Here is a 19,452-nt window from a genome sequence, read left to right as displayed (position 1 = left end):
TATAGGAAGATCGGTGGGACAGTTTAGCACAAAGAGCGGAGATACCAAATTTTTGGAAATTAATCAGCTTGCTTGCGCAAGAACGCTGGAATATCCAAATAATCCGGCTCTTTGTTCGTTTGAGCAGTTTGGTCGTTCACCACTTTCGCCGCAGGCTTCACTTCCTGCGGTAACGGTGACATACCGTGCTGCTGATAACGGTGATCCATCACTGGCTGAGTTTGCTTGTTGGTAACCAGCGTGATTTCCGGACGTTTGTCCATGCCGATACCAGTCGCAACCACAGTAACACGCAGCTCGTCGTTCATTTCCGGGTCTAATGAGGTACCGATAACCACGGTAGCATTATCAGACGCGAAGGCACGAATGGTGTTACCTACGGTTTCAAACTCATCCAAACGCAGGTCGAAACCAGCGGTGATGTTGACCAGAACGCCACGGGCACCAGATAAGTCGATATCTTCCAGCAACGGGCTGGAAATCGCCATTTCTGCCGCTTCCTCCGCACGATCTTCACCACAAGCGACGCCGGAACCCATCATGGCATAACCCATTTCGGACATCACGGTGCGCACGTCAGCAAAGTCGACGTTCATCAGGCCAGGACGGGTGATCAGTTCGGCGATACCCTGAACGGCACCTTTCAACACGTCGTTAGCTGCGCCGAATGCATCCAGTAAAGAGATGCCGCGACCCAGAACTTTTAACAACTTGTCGTTCGGAATAGTGATCAATGAATCAACGTGTTTAGACAACTCAGCGATACCCTGCTCAGCGAACGCCATGCGTTTCTTGCCTTCAAAGTTGAAAGGCTTGGTAACCACGGCCACTGTCAGAATACCCAGTTCTTTTGCTACTTCCGCAACTACAGGCGCAGCACCAGTACCGGTACCGCCACCCATACCTGCCGCGATGAAGACCATATCCGCGCCATCCAGTGCTGCACGCAGCGCTTCGCGATCTTCTTCCGCAGAATTACGACCCACTTCCGGGTTCGCACCAGCACCCAGACCTTTGGTAATACCGCTACCGATCTGGATAGTCTGGCCAACTGCCGTTTTACGTAGCGCCTGAGCGTCTGTATTAACGGCGAAGAATTCAACACCTTCGATGCGCTCACGCACCATGTGTTCAACGGCGTTGCCACCGCCACCGCCGACGCCGATGACTTTAATCACCGCGTCATTGGTCAGTTCCATAGGTTCAAACATAGTTTCTCTCCGTTTTGTGCCTGTCGCTTCGAGATCAAAAAATATGTTCAGCATGATCTCTTTGTTGAAACATTAAAACTCTTTTCTCAGCCAGCTATTGATACGTTTGAACCAATTGCCCACCGAGGCACGTTTTTCTACTTCTGACTCACCACTGAGATGAGATTCTTTACCGTAGTGCAATAACCCAACAGCAGTGGAGTAGTAAGGTTCCTGCGCATAATCCGTCAGCCCGGTAATATTGAGCGGTTGGCCAATACGTACCTGGGCATGAAACACCCGTTGCGCACATGCGGCCAGGCCATCAATTTGTGCCGCACCACCTGTAAGCACAATACCTGCTGCCAAGTGGTGTTTTACGCCTTGCTGACGTAATTGTTCCTGCAACTGTAAAATCTCGTCATTAACCAGGTTCAGCAATTCCGTATAGCGTGGTTCAATGACCTCGGCCAGTGTCTGTCTTTGCAGACTACGGGGAGGACGTCCGCCAACACTTGGCACTTCTACACTTTCGTCCTTGCTGACAATCGACCCGAGCGCACAGCCGTGTCGAACTTTAATCGCTTCCGCATCGGTCGGCGGAGTGCCAAAGGCGTAGGCAATATCGCTAGTGACTACGTTACCAGCGTAAGGAATCACCTTGGTGTGACGCAGTGCACCACCGGTGTACACCGCCATATCCATGGTACCGCCGCCGATATCTACCACACAAACGCCCAGTTCGCGTTCGTCTTCGGTCAATACCGCATAACTGGCGGCCAGACCGGCAAAAATAAGCTGGTCAACTTTTAGACCGCAGCGTTCAACCGCTTTGACAATATTCTTCGCCATATCGTTATGGCAGGTAATCAGGTGTACTTTGGCCTGCATCCGCACACCGGAAAGGCCAACCGGATTTTTAATACCTTCCTGATAATCAATGGCATATTCCTGAGGGATAACGTGCAGGATTCGATGTTCATCACGCACACGTACCGACTTCGCGGTATGCACTACGTTCTCTACATCTTCCTGAGTTACTTCCTCTTCTGAAATAGGAACCATCCCGATTTCATTCTGACAGCTTATATGTTTACCCGATAATGCCAGATAAACGGAGGAAATCTGGCAATCTGCCATTAACTCTGCTTGATCGATCGCACGTTGGACGCATTTCACTACCGATTCAAGATCGTTAACGCCACCCTTATCCATACCACGGGATGGGCAACTGCCAACCCCAATAATGTTGACCATGCCATCGGGCAGAACTTCCCCTACCAATGCGGAGACCTTTGCCGTACCGATCTCGAGACCCACTACCAGTTTTCTGTCCGTCGACTTGATCATTGTTGTTTTGCCTGTGCCTGATTCTGTTGCGGATTACTGTTCTGCTGGCTGCTAGCCTGCTGGTCGATAAATACCGGGGACCAACCCACCGCAGCGCCGGTGTCATAACGGAGGTCGATATAGCTAACCCGTTTATCTGGCTGCTGCTCTAGCATGGGGTACAGCTCCATAAAGCGCTGCAAACGTCCCATGCGATCATCCCGCCCCAGCTCCAGCCGAACATCGTTATCTAAGGCCAGTTGCCAAGAATGACGAGCACTCATTGCCGCCATTTTTAGCGTGTATTTATTGGCCGCTAACACCTTACTCATCGCCCGGTAGCCCTCCAGAACATCCTGTTCACTGCCTTCAGGCCCATACAGCAGCGGCAATTTCTGGCCGCCGATGCGTTCCGAAGGCACGCTAAACGACTTACCCGCGGCATCAATCATGTGTAAATCGTTCCAGCGGGCAACCGGCACATACTCCACCAAATGGATTTTCAGCTCATCCGGCCACTGCTTACGCACGCTAGCCTGCTGAATCCAGGGTAACCGTTCAATCTGCTGCTGGATGATGTTAACATCCTGCGTCATAAAGGTTCCCGGTGCGCCCAAAGCCAGAATCGCCTGGCGAATATCGTCATTGGTGGTGTAATGGCGTTCGCCGGTCACCACCAGTTTTGACAGTGGCAAACGGCTGGCATCCTTCATCCAACCTACAACGGCCCAGCCGCTCCATAGCACGGTTCCCAGCACCATCAGCAGGAAAACCAACCCCGCTAACTGGCCTCCGTTGCTCCGGCGAGCAGCGCGGGTTTCGGCGGCACGTTCCCGTGCATTCAGAGCAGCTTGCGACATATCAGTCAGCCAGCGCCAGAATGCGCGTAACCAGCTGGGAGAAACTCATCCCGGCCTGACGTGCGGCCATCGGTACCAGGCTATGGCTGGTCATACCCGGAGAGGTATTCACCTCTAACAGATAGAATTTGCCATCGCCATCCTGCATAACATCCACCCGACCCCAGCCGCTGCAACCCAGAGCCTGATAGGCCTGACGAGCCAGTTCGGCCAGCTGTTGCTCTTGTTCCGCGTTTAAACCGCTTGGGCAAAAGTATTCTGTATCATCGGATAAATACTTGGCTTCATAGTCATAAAACACACCGGCGGGCTGGATGCGGATCGAAGGCAACACTTCGTCACCCAACATTGCCACGGTGAATTCCGGGCCACTGAGCCATTTTTCAATCAGTACATCATTGTCGTGACGGAACGCTTCTTCCAACGCTACCGGCAGATTCTCAATGCGATCCACCTTACTCATGCCAACGCTAGAGCCTTCGCGGCTTGGCTTGACGATTAAAGGCAGGCCAAGCTTAGCGATCCGCTCAGCGAAGTCATCAGATGAAAGTGTTTCAAATTGTTGACGAGAGAGCGCCACAAAAGGTGAAACCCGTAAACCCAAAGCCTGCCACACTAATTTGCTGCGTAATTTGTCCATCGTCAGCGCAGAGGCCATGACGCCGCTGCCGGTATAAGGCAGTTGCAGAAACTCCAATAGCCCTTGCAGCGTACCGTCTTCACCGCCGCGGCCATGCAGAGCGATAAAGACTTTATCGAAGCCATGCTCTTTGAGCTGAGCCACAGGAAAATCAATAGTATCAATGGGATGGGCATCAACACCGCCTTCCAGCAGACCGGCTAATACCGCCGCGCCGGACATCAATGACACTTCGCGTTCAGCGGAGGTTCCACCCAGCAGTACGGCGACTTTATCAACCATGATGTTCCTCCTCTTTCACCTGAGGCTGCAATTTGGTCTCTGCCAGATTGCGCGCGATTTTACCGATATTGCCTGCTCCTTGAACCAGGATCAGATCGTTGTCATTCAATACTTTAGCTAATACTGACGGAACTGCGTCGCTATCCGTTACTAAAATTGGATCCAACTGGCCGCGATTACGAATGGTGCGGCACAGAGAACGGCTGTCGGCACCAGGAATTGGCGTTTCGCCAGCGGAATACACATCCAGCATCAGCAACACGTCCACACCTTCCAACACGTTGGCAAAGTCGTCGTACAAATCACGAGTACGGGTATAACGATGCGGCTGGAAAACCATCACGATACGTTTGTCCGGCCAACCCGCACGAGCCGCTTTAATAGTGGCATCCACTTCCGTTGGGTGATGGCCGTAATCGTCCACCAGCATCACGCTACCGCTTTTACCGTTCACATTTTCCAGCGGGAAATGACCGAGGAAATCGAAACGACGCCCGGTGCCCTGGAAACCGCTCAGCGCACGTAAAATTGCTTCGTCGTCAATGCCTTCTTCCGTTGCTACCGCAACCGCGGCGGCGGCGTTCAGTGCGTTATGACGACCCGGCGCATTCAGGGTCACCGTCAGCAAAGGTTTATCCTGACGACGCAGGGTAAAGTGACCCTGCGGGCCAATTTGCTGATAGCTGGCAATCTGTACGTCAGCATCATCGCTGAAACCGTAAGTGGTAATGTGACGACCAACGCGCGGCAGCAACTCACGCACCACAGGATCGTCCACACACATCACTGCGCGACCATAGAACGGCAGGTTGTGCAGGAAGTTAATAAATGTCTGTTTTAAATTCTCAAAGTCACCCTGATAGGTATCCATATGGTCGGCTTCGATATTGGTCACAATCGCCACCATCGGCTGCAAATGCAGGAAGGAAGCATCGCTTTCATCCGCTTCTGCAATCAGGTAACGGCTGGAGCCCAAACGCGCGTGAACGCCTGCCGCTTTCACCAAACCGCCGTTGACGAAGGTTGGATCCAACCCCGCCTCAGCGTAAATGCTGGAAACCATCGCCGTCGTGGTGGTTTTACCGTGAGTACCGGCTACCGCAATGCCGTGGCGATAACGCATCAGTTCCGCCAGCATTTCAGCGCGACGAATGACTGGAATACGCGCTTCCCGCGCGGCCACGATTTCTGGGTTATCCGCAGAAATCGCCGTTGAAACCACCACCACGCTCGCATCACGGACATTTTCCGGACGGTGATGGAAATAAATCTGCGCGCCCAATGCGCTTAACTGCTGAGTGACCGGGTTTGGCGCCAGGTCAGAACCGCTAATCTGATAGCCTTCATTTGCCAACACTTCAGCGATACCACCCATGCCAGCACCACCGATGCCGACAAAGTGAATGTGCCGGACGCGTCGCATCTCGGGCACGATAGTACGTAGTTTCGCCAGTTGTTGTGTATTCACGTTTTTCTTCACTATGTAGTTTGTTACATCTCTACAGCCCGCGTTAAACGCCAACTGTTCATTATTTCCGCCTTGAATCAAGGCTTCGCAGCAGCGATCACTTCCGCGGCCACGCGCTCGGTCGCATCCGGAATGGCAACGGCTCGTGCCTGTTCCGCCATTGCTAACAGCGTCGGTCGATCCCACTGCTGTAGCAGGCTGCTCACCGCGGAAGCAGTAAACTGCGGCTGCTCGATAATTTTGGCGGCACCGGCTTTTTCCAGCGGCAACGCATTCCAGTACTGCTGACGATCTTTATGTTGGAAAGGCACAAAAATCGCGGGTAAACCGGCTGCAGCCACTTCGCTGACCGTCAACGCGCCTGAACGGCACACCACCACGTCAGCCCAGCTATAGGCCGCAGCCATATCATCGATAAACTCGACGATTTTGTGCTGCGTCTGTCCGGCCTGTTGGTAAGCCTGCTCGACTTCAGCCAACGCACCTTTACCCACCTGATGCCATAAGGTGATTTTATCGCCCAGATCCGCCGCCACCTGCGGCATGGTTTGATTCAGCACGCGCGCACCCTGACTCCCCCCGATCACCAGCACACGCGTTGCCCCTTCACGACCGGCTAAACGTTCAGCCGGCAGCGGCAATGCCAATACGTCTGTACGAACCGGATTGCCAACCACTGCTGCGTGAGGAAATGCGCCAGGGAAAGCCTGCAATACTGTTTTGGCAATACGCGACAGCCAACGGTTGGTTAAACCTGCGATACCATTTTGCTCATGCAAAACTACCGGAACACCGTTCATCCACGCCGCCAGACCGCCGGGGCCAGAAACATAGCCGCCCATTCCTAGCACCACATCTGGCTGGTAATCACGCATGATTTTCCGCGCCTGACGAATGGCACGATAGATGCGCAACGGAGCAGTCAGTTGAGCTTTCAGCCCTTTGCCACGCAAACCGGAAATCTGAATAAAATCGATCTCAATGCCGTGTTTGGGGACCAAATCGGCTTCCATGCGATCGGCGGTGCCTAACCAACGCACCTGCCAGCCCTGCGCCATCAGATGATGCGCAACGGCCAAACCGGGGAACACATGTCCACCGGTTCCGCCTGCCATCACCATTAAACGCTTGGTTTTCCCACTCATCGGGCACTCCTTACGAACGCCTGGGCTTTCGCCAAACGCGTTTCAAAATCAATACGCAGCAGTAAAACTATGGCTGTTGACATAATCAACAGACTGGAACCACCGTAACTTATCAGGGGGAGTGTCAGACCTTTGGTCGGTAACATCCCAGCCGCAGCCCCAACGTTAACCAACGCCTGGAAACTAAACCAAACGCCGATTGAACAGGCCAAAAAGCCGGAAAACCGCTGATTAATCTCTAACGCACGACGCCCAATGGACATCGCGCGAAAAGCGACGAAGAATACCATTAACAGGGCTAAAACCACACCGAAATAGCCGAGTTCCTCCCCTAAAATCGCGAAAATAAAGTCGGTATGTGCTTCCGGCAAATACTCGAGTTTTTGCACCGAGTTACCTAAACCTTGCCCCCAGAACTCCCCGCGGCCAAACGCCATCAGAGACTGAGTGAGCTGATAACCGCTGCCAAAAGGATCTTCCCACGGGTTCCAAAACGAAGTAACCCGGCGCATACGGTAAGGCTCGGCAATGATTAGCAGGCAAACTGCAAAAATCCCGGAGCCGATAATCGCCAGGAACTGCCACATTTTGGCTCCGGCTAAAAACAGCATCGCCAGCGTAGTAATAAACAGTACCACCACGGTGCCCAAATCCGGCTGAGCCAGCAGTAGCACTGCCAGTATTACCATCACGCCCATCGGTTTGCAGAAGCCCCAGAAGTTACTCCGTACTTCTTCAACCTTGCGCACCAGATAACTGGCCAGATAGCAAAACAGCGAGAGTTTAGATAATTCCGCCGGCTGAATACGCAACGGGCCGATGGAAATCCAGCGGGATGCACCGTTAACCGAGCTACCGACTACCAATACAATTAGCAGCATCACGATGGACAGCAGCAGCATAATGTTGCTGTAGCGCTGCCAGATTTCCATCGGAATACGTAGCGTGACCAGCGACAAACCAAAGGCCAAACCGAGGTAGAGCGCGTCACGCTTGGCGAACAGGAAAGGATCGCCCGCCAAACGCTGACCGATAGGCATTGATGCCGAAGTCACCATCACAAAACCGATGATGGCTAAACCAAAGGTCAGCCACAGCAAGGTTCTGTCATAAAGCACCATACTGGTGGCGTCGCTCTCCCGCGATCCCATGACCCAGTGCTTTAACTTATTAAACAGCCCTAGCCCCAGCATACGCATCAGCCCAGTTCCTCCGCCAGACGGGCAAATTCGGTGCCCCGTTGTTCAAAACTGCGGAACTGATCCAGACTGGCGCAGGCAGGTGATAACAGCACCATATCGCCGCTTTTTAGCGTCTGTGCCAGCAATTTCATTGCCTGTTCCATGGTTTCAGTCAACTGAGAGACTTCCGGTCTCAACTGCGCTAACTGCTCGCCGTCACGGCCGAAACAATAGACTCGGACTTTGTCACCCTGTAGAAAACGGGTCAGACCGGAAAAATCAGCGGATTTACCGTCGCCACCCAGCAGTAAATGCAGAGTGCCATCGACGTATAGCCCGTCCAGCGCCGCTTCGGTGCTGCCAATGTTGGTGGCTTTGGAATCGTTAATCCAACGCACCCCGTTGTTTTCAAACACCAATTGGAAGCGATGTGCCAGCCCTGCGTAGGTGGTCAGTGCTTTTAAGCTCGATGAACGAGGGATCCCCGCCACATCAGCCAAAGCCAGCGCCGCCAACGCATTGGTATAGTTATGTCGGCCTGTCAGCTTCATTTCGCGGGTGTTCAGCACTTTCTCGCCGCGAACCCGCAGCCAGACTTCGCCCTGCTGTTTATTCAGATGGTAATCGCCCACATCAACGCCAAAGCTAATGCAGCGGCTATCGGCTCCGCGTACCGGCATGGTTAGCGCATCATCGGCGTTTACCACACAGGTTTTGGCATTTTCATAAATACGCAGTTTGGCGGCGCGATATTGTTGCAAACCAAACGGATAGCGATCGGTATGATCTTCCGTCACGTTCAAGACGGTCGCGGCGGTGGCGTGCAGACTTGAGGTGGTTTCCAGTTGGAAGCTGGATAATTCCAGCACCACCAACTGATTTTCCTGCTTCAGCAAGGTCAGAGCCGGAACGCCGATATTGCCACCGACGCCAACCTGCCAGCCTGCGGCTTTCGCCATCTCACCCACCAGCGTAGTGACCGTGCTTTTACCGTTAGAGCCGGTAATCGCAACGATCTGCGCCTGATTTTCACGGCAAAACAGTTCAATATCACCGACGATTTCAACGCCAGCTTCCGCCGCCTCACTCAACGCCGGATTAGCCAGCGCCATACCTGGGCTGGCAACGATTAAATCGGCGTCTAACAGCCATTGCTGATTCAGATCGCCCAAATGTCGCTCCAAACCGGCAGGAAGCTTATCCAGACCCGGTGGATTGATGCGGGTATCCATAACGCGCGGCGAAACGCCCCGCGTCATAAAGAAATCAACGCAGGAGAGGCCGGTTAGCCCCAGCCCAATAATGACAACTTTTTTACCCTGATAATCCACCATAATTACCGCACCTTCAGCGTCGCTAGGCCAATCAGGACCAGCATCAGCGAAATAATCCAGAAGCGCACAATCACGCGCGGCTCAGGCCAACCCTTCAGCTCATAATGATGATGAATCGGTGCCATACGGAAAATCCGCTGACCACGAAGCTTAAAGGAGCCAACCTGTAGAATCACTGACAGGGTTTCCACCACGAATACCCCGCCCATAATCAGCAACAAGAATTCCTGACGCAGCAATACGGCGATGGTGCCTAATGCGCCGCCCAGCGCCAGTGAGCCGACATCGCCCATAAAGACCTGTGCCGGATAGGTGTTGAACCATAAGAAACCTAATCCGGCGCCGACGATGGCGGTACAGACGATCACCAATTCACCGGAATGACGCAGATAAGGAATGTGCAAATAGTTGGCAAAGTTGACGTTACCCGTCGCCCAGGCCACCAACGCGAAGCCCGCAGCAACAAATACCGTTGGCATAATGGCCAAACCGTCCAAACCGTCGGTCAGGTTAACGGCGTTACTGGTCCCGACGATCACGAAGTACGCCAGTAGAACGTACATCAGCCCCAACTGGGGCATCACATCTTTAAAGAACGGCACCACCAAGAGCGTTGCCGGGGTGTCTTTACCGATGGTGTACATGGTAAAGGCGGCGGCCAGCGCGATCACCGACTGCCAGAAGTACTTCCAGCGGGCGATCAGTCCCTTGGTATCCTTGCGAACCACTTTGCGGTAATCATCGACAAAACCGACGATTCCGTAGCCCACCAGAATAAACAGTACGCACCAGACGTAAGGGTTAGACGGATAAGCCCACATTAATACCGAAATGGTAATGGAGAACAGAATCATCAGCCCGCCCATGGTTGGCGTGCCGCGTTTGCTGAAATGTGACTCCGGGCCATCGTTACGTACAACCTGACCGATTTGCAGCTTCTGCAAATAAGCAATCAGGCGTGGCCCCATCCACAAGGAGATAAACAGAGCGGTCAACAGACTGACGATGGCGCGAAACGTCAAATAGGAAAAAACGTTAAAACCGGAATAGAATTTGACCAGATATTCAGCCAGCCACACTAACATGATGCTTTCTCCTGTAACGCCTGCACAACACTTTCCATGGCAGCACTACGTGAACCTTTAATTAATACGGTGATAACTTGATGTTCGGACAACAGGGCCGCCAAACGAGCCGTCAACGCGCTCTTATCTTGAAAATGCTCGCCGTTACCGCTGGCGTGACTGATGAGCTGACTTAATTTCCCCACGCTCAACACTTTATCCACTCCAGCCAGACGGGCAGCTTCACCCACCTGACGGTGACAATCTTCTGCGGTTTCACCCAATTCGGCCATATCACCCACCACCATTACGCAGTAACCGGGCATATCGGCCAGAACCTGCGCCGCGGCGATCATGGAACCCACGTTGGCGTTATAAGTGTCATCTAGCAGCAGCTTTCCTTCGGCCAGCGAAATCGGGAATAAACGCCCTTTTACCGCTTGCAACTGAGATAAACCCTGACGCACCGCATCGACATCTGCACCGACCGACATCGCGAGGGCCGCGGCAGCCAAAGCATTGGCGATGTTATGGCGACCCGGTAACGGCAACGACACGGCTACATTGCCGAAAGGCGAATGCAGAGTGAAATCCATACCTTGCTGATGAATGCGCACATCGCTGGCATAAAAATCAGTGTCTTCACCGGCCTGCGGTGAAAAACGCCAAACCTGCTTGTGAGCCAGCGTGGACTGCCAATGCGGCCAGTCATGACTGTCAGCGTTAAGAATGGCAATACCTTTGGCTGGCAAACCGGCAAAGATTTCACCTTTCGCCTGCGCAACGCCCGCCAGTGAACCAAAGCCTTCCAGATGAGCGGCAGCCAGATTGTTCACCAATGCGGCTTCCGGGCGGCTTAAATCCGTGGTGTAGGCGATTTCGCCAATATGGTTCGCACCCAGTTCAATCACCGCAAAATCATGTTCTGGTGTTAAACGCAGTAATGTCAGCGGCACACCGATATCGTTGTTAAAGTTACCGGAGGTATACAACACGTTGCCACACTGACGCAGAATCGCTGCAGTCATCTCTTTAACCGAGGTTTTACCGGAAGAACCGGTCAACGCGACGACTCTGGCAGGCACTTGCTGACGAACCCAAGCGGCAAACTGCCCCAGAGCCAGACGGGTGTCTTTCACCACGATCTGCGGAACATCCACCAATAAGCGCTGACTTACCAACAACGCCCCAGCACCTGCGGCAACGGCTGCTTCAGCAAAATCATGAGCGTCAAAACGCTCGCCTTTCAGTGCCACAAACAGGCAACCTGCCGTCACCTGACGCGTATCGGTGGTCACTTCGGTAATCATATCGTCGTTACCGACCAGCTCAGCATTAAGCTGCTCCGCGAGGTATTGCAGGGAAACGGGAATCATGCGCCCCCCCCCAGCAAACGGGCAACGGTAATACGGTCGGAATAATCCAGACGACGGTTGCCTACCAGTTGGTAATCTTCGTGACCTTTACCGGCCACCAAAACCACATCTTCTTCTTTGGCCTGCATAATCGCGCTGGTTACCGCTTCGGCGCGGCCATGAATTGCCAGCGCACGGCCCGCATCCATCAAACCGCGAAGAATATCAGCCACGATAGCCTGCGGCTCCTCGCTACGCGGGTTATCGTCGGTCACGACAACGCGATCGGCCAGCTGTTCTGCAATGGCTCCCATAAGTGGGCGCTTACCTTTGTCACGATCGCCGCCGCAGCCGAATACGCACCACAGTTGACCTTTGCAGTGCAGGCGGGCCGCCGCCAAAGCTTTTTCCAACGCATCCGGTGTATGAGCGTAATCAACGACTACCGTAGGTTTACCTGGAGCGTTAAACACTTCCATACGACCACAAACCGGCTGGAGCCTAGGTGCAGCAGTTAACAACTCCGCCAATGGATAACCCAGCGCTAACAAGGTCGACAGCGCCACCAGCAGGTTACTGACGTTAAATGCGCCCATTAGGCGGCTTTCCAACTGACCTTTACCCCAACTGGAGTCAAAAGAAATCGTAGCGCCGTTATCGTGATAATCCACGTGAGTGGCAGACAGCCAAGGACCGTTCCAGCCCTGCAGCACTTTATCTTCCATGCTGACGGCAACCGCCTGAGGCAACTGGCTCAGCCAGCGTTGCCCGACGTCATCGTCAGCATTGATAATTTTGTGTTCGGCCTGATGAGTGGAGAACAGCAGCCATTTAGCCGCTTCATAGCTCGCCATGTCGCCGTGGTAATCCAGATGGTCGCGGCTCAGGTTGGTAAACACGGCGGCGGCAAACGGCAGCGCTGCCACGCGGTTTTGCACCAGTCCGTGAGAAGAAACCTCCATCGCGGCCACTTTAGCGCCCTGTTCAACCAGAGAATGCAAAATCTGTTGCACATCAACCGCTGAGCCGGTGGTATTTTCTGTCGGCACAACCTGTCCCAGCAGCCCGTTACCCACGGTACCCATCACTGCACTGCTCTCCCCCAACGCCTGAGTCCATTGCGCCAACAGCTGCGTAGTGGTGGTTTTACCGTTGGTGCCAGTGACGCCAATTAAGCGCAACGCCGCGCCCGGCTGTTGGTAAAACTGGCCTGCCAGTTTGGATAAATGTTGATTCAGATTGCTCAGATAAATCACGGGAACGCCGTGCATTTCCGTAATGCTGGCATCTGGTGCTACGCCTTCGGCTTCAGCAATCACGGCGGCAACGCCCTGAGCAATAGCCTGCGGAATATAGCGCCGCCCGTCCGTCTGGTAGCCGACAACGGCGACAAACAGATCCCCGGCAGCCGCCACGCGGCTGTCTAATGTCATTTCCCGTAGCGCACGCCCCGGGACGTCAAGCCCCCAAGGAGCGAGTAAGTCGCGCAAATTACGATCTGCCACCTGAACCCTCTTTTTTATTAATTACTAATTCGCTTTTATCACTGGTCGGTAACGCGTCCGGTTCAACGTTCATGGTACGCAAAACGCCGCCCATAATTGCGCCAAATACCGGAGCAGAAACCGCACCGCCGTAATATTTCCCGCCCTGCGGGTCATCAATGACCACAACCAGAGCAAATCGAGGGTTGCTTGCCGGCGCGACGCCGGCGGTATACGCAAGATATCGGTTCACGTATTTGCCGTCCGGTCCGACTTTCTTCGCAGTACCGGTTTTAATCGCAATACGATAGCCTTTAATCGCAGCTTTGGTGCCCCCGCCGCCCGGTAACGCTACGCTTTCCATCATATGAACCACGGTGCGAACAATGGGCTCAGGGAAGACGCGCTCACCGGCAACCGGTGGGTCAACTTTGGTAATCGACAACGGGCGATAAATACCCATACTGCCGATCGTTGCATAGACTCGCGCTAACTGTAACGGCGTTACCATTAGCCCGTAGCCGTAAGAGAAGGTGGCCCTCTCTATGTCAGACCACCGTTGTTTTTTAGGATATAAGCCACTGCTTTCTCCGACCAACCCCAAATTGGTCGCTTTCCCAAACCCAAAACGTGAGTAAGTATCTACTAACGCTGAGGATGGCATCGCTAACGCCAGCTTAGAAACACCGACGTTACTCGACTTCTGTAGAATCCCTGTCACCGACAGCTCTGCATAACGCGCCACGTCTTTGATCTGATGGCCGTTAACAAAGTACGGCAGAGTATTCAATACGCTGTTTTCTTTGATAACGCCGTGCTGCAATGCGGTCATCACCACCATAGGCTTAACCGTAGAGCCCGGCTCGAAAATATCGGTAATTGCCCGGTTACGCATGGCTTCTTTCGGCGTACCGGTTAGGTTGTTCGGGTTGTAAGAAGGGCTGTTGGCCATTGCCAGCACTTCGCCGGTGTTCACATCCACCAGCACTGCGGTTCCTGATTCAGCTTTGTTGAACGCCACCGCATTGTTCAATTCGCGATAAACCAGCGCTTGTAGGCGTTCATCGACGCTCAGCGCCAGATTATGTGCCGCCTGACTATCCACAGAGGAGATATCTTCGATCACCCGACCATAGCGGTCTTTACGCACCGTACGTTCGCCCGGTTGACCGGTTAGCCAGCGATCGAAGCTTTTCTCAACCCCTTCAATTCCCTGACCATCGATATTGGTCACGCCGATGATATGCGCCATAACCTGCCCCGCAGGGTAGTAGCGGCGGGATTCCTGACGCAGATAGATACCCGGCAATTTCAACTTATGGATATAGTCACCAATAGCCGGATTGACCTGACGCGCCAGATAAACAAAGCGACCTTTCGGATTCGCGTTAATGCGGGAAGCCAACTGATCGAGAGGGATTTCCAGCGCGTCGGACAGGGCTTTCCAGCGCGTATCCAGCGTAATTCCGCCACGTTCCTGCAGTTCTTTCGGATCGGCCCAAATGGCATTCACCGGAACACTCACCGCCAGAGGTCGCCCGGCTCGATCGCTTATCATGCCGCGAGCGGTAGGTACGGATTGAACCCGCAGCGAACGCATGTCGCCTTCCCGTACCAATTTGTCTGGATTGATCACTTGCAGGTAGGCAGTGCGTAGCATCAGCCCAACCAAAGCCAGTAAAATACAGCCGCACAGCAATGCAAAACGCCAGCTTATAAAGCTGGCTTGTTCTTCCTGCCGTTTCAACTTACCGGGGCGCGCTGCTTTCATGCGTTACCTTGGCTACTCCGAGTCATGGTGAGTGCAAATTTAATCATTGTTTAACCACAATGTTTTCTTGTGCTGGATCAACGTGCTGCATTTTTAACTTATCAGTAGCGATACTCTCGACCCGGCTGTGATCGCCCAAGGCGTTCTCTTCCAGAATCAGGTTACGCCACTCGATGTCCAGAGCATCACGCTCCAGCACCAGCTGCTCACGTTCGGCGGTCAGCAACCGGGTGCGGTGAGCGGTTGTCACCACTAACACCGCAGAGATCAACACCGCAACCAGCAGAATCAATGGAATCTTGGCATTACGGAGTAAATCTCCGCCAATGACCCCTACCAAGCCGTGGCGTTCGTTGCCTATCACGCGTTAATCCTCTCTGCAAAACGCAGTACGGAGCTACGCGCCCGTGGGTTTTCCGCAACTTCCGCGTCGGAAGGCATCATTTTCCCTACGGATTTCAAATTACGTCCGCCCAGACTCTGTAACTGCTCCTCCGTTAACGGCAGACCGGCAGGCACTTTCGGCCCACGGCTTTGGTTACGGATAAAGTTTTTAACAATACGATCTTCAAGGGAATGGAAACTGATGACGGAGAGACGACCACCGGGAGCTAATACTTCCAGCGCACCTTCCAATGCTCGTTCGATTTCTTCCAGTTCGCTGTTGATATAAATGCGAATCGCCTGGAAACTGCGGGTGGCCGGATGCTTGTGCTTTTCGCGGAATGGGCTGGCGTTAGCAATCAAATTAGCCAGCTCAGTGGTGCGAGTCATCGGCTGGGTCAGGTTGCGCTCAACAATGGCGCGAGCCAGACGTTTGGCAAAGCGCTCTTCACCAAAGGTTTTCAATACCCAGGCAATGTCGTCAGCGCCAGCTTTCATCAACCACTCGGCGGCAGAAATGCCACGCGAAGGATCCATGCGCATATCCAGCGGCCCGTCACGCATAAAGGAAAAACCGCGTTCTGGATCGTCTAACTGCGGTGAAGAAACGCCCAGGTCCAACAGTACGCCATCGATCTTCCCGACTAAGTCCAATTCCCGCACATAATCTGCTAATTCAGAAAACGGACCGTGTACGATTGAGAAACGCGGATCGGTAATGGATTTCGCTGCTTCAATAGCTTGCGGGTCGCGGTCAATTGCTATCAAACGCCCTTCCGGCCCAAGTTGAGACAGAATCAGACGTGAATGGCCACCACGACCAAAAGTTCCGTCGATATAAATGCCGTTACTGCGAATGTTCAGGCCGTTAACTGCCTCATCCAGCAGCACGCTTGTGTGCTTATAATTATCTACCATGCTTATAGCGATAAGTCCTGTAGCCGCTCAGATAAAGGTTCCTGAGTCGACTGTTGTGCGTCTATGTCATCCTTGACTTGTTGATACCAGGTCTGTTCATCCCACAGTTCAAACTTGTTGAACTGCCCAACCAGCATCACTTCTTTACTCAGCCCGGCGTGTTGACGCAGCGTATTTGCAATCAACAAACGCCCGGAACCATCCATCTGGCATTCGCTAGCATGCCCCAACAGCAAACGCTGAATACGGCGCTCGGCAGGAACCATGCTCGACAGACGAGAAAGTTTTTGTTCAATGATTTCCCATTCGGGCAAAGGATAAAGCAACAGGCATGGTTGGTGAAGGTCGATAGTGCAGACCATCTGTCCTCGCGATTCCTCGTTCAGCAAATCCCGATAACGGGTAGGTACGGCAAGCCGCCCTTTGCTGTCGAGGTTAACCATCGTTGCCCCACGAAACATCGTTGAGTCACCCCTTCATGGCCTTATTTGCCACTTTATCCCACAAATCCCCACATTAAAGAGTTTACGGATGGTATGAAAACCTTGTCAAGCCAGAGCAGATGCGGTTTGGCAATATTTATGGGTGTATTTTGAGATATATCTTGTAGAAGGGGCGTTTTCAGCAAGTAGCGTGGAAATTAACGTCATGATAAACGGGCTATTTTTCCGCCGGATGATTTTACTGATTAAATAACGATTAATTTAGCAATTAATTGTCACATTAATTCCTTCTGCAAGGGATGTCTCATTTCCAGTATAAAAATTGCACAATGCAAAATATTAGGAATTAGGCCTATCTCCCGCAGTGACTGGCTGCGCCGGGGAATGTTAATGCAGAACATTCCTGCGGATAATCTTCGTAAATAATACCCATTAAAATTACCAGGCGTTCACCGTGGGCGCATTTTACTTCAATTACTCAGAGGAATATGAATCTATTTTGAAATAAATTATTAGCCGCTGATTACCCGCCGCTTTTTAATAAGAGAATGCATCTTAAGAAAAGTCCCAAATTAGTAGCGCAGCGCCAATGTATTTTTCCCGCCTTTCAATATGGCTATTAAGCGCTAATCAAATTCCCCATTGACGCTTAAAACCACCAGCGAACTTAATTCATTGTTTTTAAATAATAAACACTCAACCCTCCGCGTAATTCACCATAAAAAAGTCTTTACAGGTCAGTTGGAAGTATAAAAATCAGACAAATGTTAAAAATAGAAATTTTCAGCTAGTTATATTAAACAAAGCAGTCATGTAAACTACAGTAAAAACAAAACACCAAATAATACCCCATAAACCAACAAAAAATAGAAACATACCACCAATAATAGCTGTGCATATTTAACCTATTAACGGATTTTCCCCCAATCTGGGAGGTAATGACGATGTTTTCTACTGATTCTCGCTTACGTAGCGCCGTTGCAGATACCTTTGCTCTTGTGGTGTATTGCTTTATCACCGGTATGGCGATTGAAATACTGATTTCAGGTATGACCTTTGAGCAGTCGCTTTCTTCACGCTTGCTTTCCATACCGGTTAACATCCTGATTGCTTGGCCTTACGGCATGTATCGGGACAGTTTTATCCGTTTCGCTCAACGATGCGCGGGACAACATTTTTGGGCGAAAAATCTGGCCGACCTACTGGCCTACGTCAGTTTTCAGTCTCCGGTTTACGCCATTATTCTGTGGACGGTCGGTGCAGATTTCCAGCAGATCGTCACGGCAGTAGCCAGTAATGCGGTCGTTTCTATGGTAATGGGCGTGGCCTACGGCTATTTTCTGGAATATTGCCGCCGCCTGTTCCGCGTAGCCGGGTACGTGTGAGACAAGCATCGAAGTAACAGCGACAAATATGATTCGGGCACCGATTAAGGTGCCCGATTGCATTTTAGCGAAAGTATTCAGCGCGTTATTTGCGGCTTAAACTACCGCGACGGAACAGATTACGACGAATACGCGTCAAGCCCGGTTTCGGTTTATGCGGTTCATCCAGACTGGCCAGCACCAATTCCAATACTCTTTCCGCCACGTCACGGTGACGCTGCGCCACCGCCAACACTGGGCATTCCAGAAAATCCAACAGCTCATTATCACCAAAGGTGGCGATAGCCAGATTGGTGGGCAGGCGGCCACTTTGCTGCAAAGTGACATCCAGCACGCCCTGTAGCAATTGAAAGGAAGTGGTGAACAACGCCTGCGGCATTGGGTGAGTTTTCAGCCATTCGGCAAACTTCACTCCGGAAGCTTCCCGCTCATAGCTATTTGCATACAGATAATCCACTTTACGCGGATCGTCCTGCCAGGCCTCGCGGAAACCCTGTTCACGTAGGAAGCTCACCGAAAGCTCCGGTAAAGCACCGAGATACAGAACGGATTCCGCAGGGAAAGTGCGTAGCTCTCGCGCCAGCATCAAGGCATCGTCCTGATCGGCCCCCACAACGCTAATAAAGTGCTCGCGATCCAACGCTCTATCTAACGCAATGATAGGTAAGGGTTTATCTACCCAGCGTTGATAAAACGGATGTTCTGGCGGCAGCGCCGTCGAAACGATAATCGCATCAACCTGACGTTGTAACAGATGCTCAATACAACGCATCTCGTTATCAGGCTGATCTTCAGAACAGGCGATCAAGAGCTGATAGCCGCGCTGACGCGCCTGCCGCTCAAGATAATTCGCAATACGTGTATAACTGGTATTTTCAAGATCCGGAATCACCAGACCAATGGATCGGGTTCTGCCCGCGCGCAAACCTGCCGCTACGGCATTAGGGTGATAATTGTGTTCACGTACCACAGCCATCACTTTTTCTACTGTTTTATCGCTGACCCGGTACTGCTTCGCTTTGCCATTAATGACATAACTGGCCGTTGTGCGCGAAACACCCGCGAGACGCGCGATTTCATCCAGTTTCACGTTAACCCCTTATAAACCCTGTAAAGTTATGAAAAGCAGATCTGTCTGCCGGGTTTTATATACATAATTTAACTATGGATATAACCCATGATAGATCTAACCGCAGAACACTCCATTGAGCAACCGCTT

General features: G+C 52.4%; 17 protein-coding genes. 1 reads left to right on the top strand and 16 read right to left on the bottom strand.

Annotation, left to right across the window (positions count from 1 at the left end; genetic code table 11):
• Positions 1–59: 59 nt before the first annotated feature.
• From ftsZ to mraZ, 15 genes are all read right to left on the bottom strand, one after another.
• Positions 60–1,211, bottom strand: coding sequence for a cell division protein FtsZ (ftsZ, locus tag DBA33_RS00695; RefSeq protein ID WP_064516425.1), 1,152 nt, complete (start codon positions 1,209–1,211; stop codon positions 60–62).
• Between the two features lie 72 nt (positions 1,212–1,283).
• Positions 1,284–2,540, bottom strand: coding sequence for a cell division protein FtsA (gene ftsA, locus DBA33_RS00690; protein WP_049598793.1), 1,257 nt, complete (start codon positions 2,538–2,540; stop codon positions 1,284–1,286).
• Entirely contained in the window at positions 2,537–3,379 is an 843-nt protein-coding gene (gene ftsQ / locus DBA33_RS00685) for a cell division protein FtsQ (protein WP_049598796.1), read from the bottom strand. Before ftsQ ends, ftsA begins: the two co-directional genes overlap by 4 nt.
• A gap of 1 nt (position 3,380) precedes the next feature.
• Positions 3,381–4,301, bottom strand: a complete 921-nt coding sequence (locus tag DBA33_RS00680; protein WP_064516424.1) for a D-alanine--D-alanine ligase — start codon at positions 4,299–4,301, stop codon at positions 3,381–3,383.
• Positions 4,294–5,769 (bottom strand): UDP-N-acetylmuramate--L-alanine ligase, encoded by a 1,476-nt coding sequence (gene murC / locus DBA33_RS00675; RefSeq protein ID WP_064518446.1) that lies wholly within the window; start codon positions 5,767–5,769, stop codon positions 4,294–4,296. Before murC ends, DBA33_RS00680 begins: the two co-directional genes overlap by 8 nt.
• 77 nt (positions 5,770–5,846) lie before the next feature.
• Positions 5,847–6,914, bottom strand: coding sequence for an undecaprenyldiphospho-muramoylpentapeptide beta-N-acetylglucosaminyltransferase (gene murG, locus DBA33_RS00670; RefSeq protein WP_064516422.1), 1,068 nt, complete (start codon positions 6,912–6,914; stop codon positions 5,847–5,849).
• Positions 6,911–8,113: a cell division protein FtsW gene (ftsW, locus tag DBA33_RS00665; RefSeq protein WP_049598811.1), complete on the bottom strand. Its 1,203-nt coding sequence runs from the start codon at positions 8,111–8,113 to the stop codon at positions 6,911–6,913. The genes murG and ftsW overlap by 4 nt, the downstream gene beginning before the upstream one ends.
• Positions 8,113–9,429 (bottom strand): UDP-N-acetylmuramoyl-L-alanine--D-glutamate ligase, encoded by a 1,317-nt coding sequence (gene murD, locus DBA33_RS00660; protein WP_120805230.1) that lies wholly within the window; start codon positions 9,427–9,429, stop codon positions 8,113–8,115. Before murD ends, ftsW begins: the two co-directional genes overlap by 1 nt.
• Before the next feature lie 2 nt (positions 9,430–9,431).
• Positions 9,432–10,514: a phospho-N-acetylmuramoyl-pentapeptide-transferase gene (gene mraY / locus DBA33_RS00655; protein ID WP_049598817.1), complete on the bottom strand. Its 1,083-nt coding sequence runs from the start codon at positions 10,512–10,514 to the stop codon at positions 9,432–9,434.
• The gene (gene murF, locus DBA33_RS00650; protein WP_064516420.1) at positions 10,508–11,869 is read right to left on the bottom strand and encodes a UDP-N-acetylmuramoyl-tripeptide--D-alanyl-D-alanine ligase; all 1,362 of its coding nucleotides are present in this window, start codon (positions 11,867–11,869) and stop codon (positions 10,508–10,510) included. The genes mraY and murF overlap by 7 nt, the downstream gene beginning before the upstream one ends.
• Positions 11,866–13,353 carry a UDP-N-acetylmuramoyl-L-alanyl-D-glutamate--2,6-diaminopimelate ligase gene (murE, locus tag DBA33_RS00645; RefSeq protein ID WP_162975139.1) on the bottom strand — a complete coding sequence of 496 codons (1,488 nt, stop codon included), beginning with the start codon at positions 13,351–13,353 and terminating at the stop codon, positions 11,866–11,868. The genes murF and murE overlap by 4 nt, the downstream gene beginning before the upstream one ends.
• The gene (locus DBA33_RS00640) at positions 13,340–15,103 is read right to left on the bottom strand and encodes a peptidoglycan glycosyltransferase FtsI (RefSeq protein ID WP_064516417.1); all 1,764 of its coding nucleotides are present in this window, start codon (positions 15,101–15,103) and stop codon (positions 13,340–13,342) included. The genes murE and DBA33_RS00640 overlap by 14 nt, the downstream gene beginning before the upstream one ends.
• A gap of 43 nt (positions 15,104–15,146) precedes the next feature.
• A complete protein-coding gene (ftsL, locus tag DBA33_RS00635; protein ID WP_064516415.1) occupies positions 15,147–15,467 on the bottom strand; it encodes a cell division protein FtsL in 321 nt (106 codons plus the stop codon).
• Positions 15,464–16,405 (bottom strand): 16S rRNA (cytosine(1402)-N(4))-methyltransferase RsmH, encoded by a 942-nt coding sequence (gene rsmH / locus DBA33_RS00630; protein WP_064516413.1) that lies wholly within the window; start codon positions 16,403–16,405, stop codon positions 15,464–15,466. Before rsmH ends, ftsL begins: the two co-directional genes overlap by 4 nt.
• Positions 16,406–16,407: 2 nt before the next feature.
• Positions 16,408–16,866, bottom strand: a complete 459-nt coding sequence (gene mraZ / locus DBA33_RS00625; protein WP_064516409.1) for a division/cell wall cluster transcriptional repressor MraZ — start codon at positions 16,864–16,866, stop codon at positions 16,408–16,410.
• A 926-nt stretch (positions 16,867–17,792) separates the two neighbouring features.
• On the opposite strand from mraZ, the gene DBA33_RS00620 reads away from it, so the two are divergent.
• Positions 17,793–18,233 carry an L-alanine exporter AlaE gene (locus DBA33_RS00620; protein WP_064516406.1) on the top strand — a complete coding sequence of 147 codons (441 nt, stop codon included), beginning with the start codon at positions 17,793–17,795 and terminating at the stop codon, positions 18,231–18,233.
• Between the two features lie 85 nt (positions 18,234–18,318).
• On the opposite strand, the gene cra is transcribed toward DBA33_RS00620, so the two are convergent.
• A complete protein-coding gene (gene cra / locus DBA33_RS00615) occupies positions 18,319–19,323 on the bottom strand; it encodes a catabolite repressor/activator (protein WP_064516402.1) in 1,005 nt (334 codons plus the stop codon).
• Positions 19,324–19,452: the final 129 nt, after the last annotated feature.

It is taken from the genome of Yersinia sp. IP36721 (assembly GCF_003634395.1).
Taxonomy (GTDB): domain Bacteria; phylum Pseudomonadota; class Gammaproteobacteria; order Enterobacterales; family Enterobacteriaceae; genus Yersinia; species Yersinia entomophaga.
This window is presented reverse-complemented; position numbering and strand designations above follow the sequence as displayed.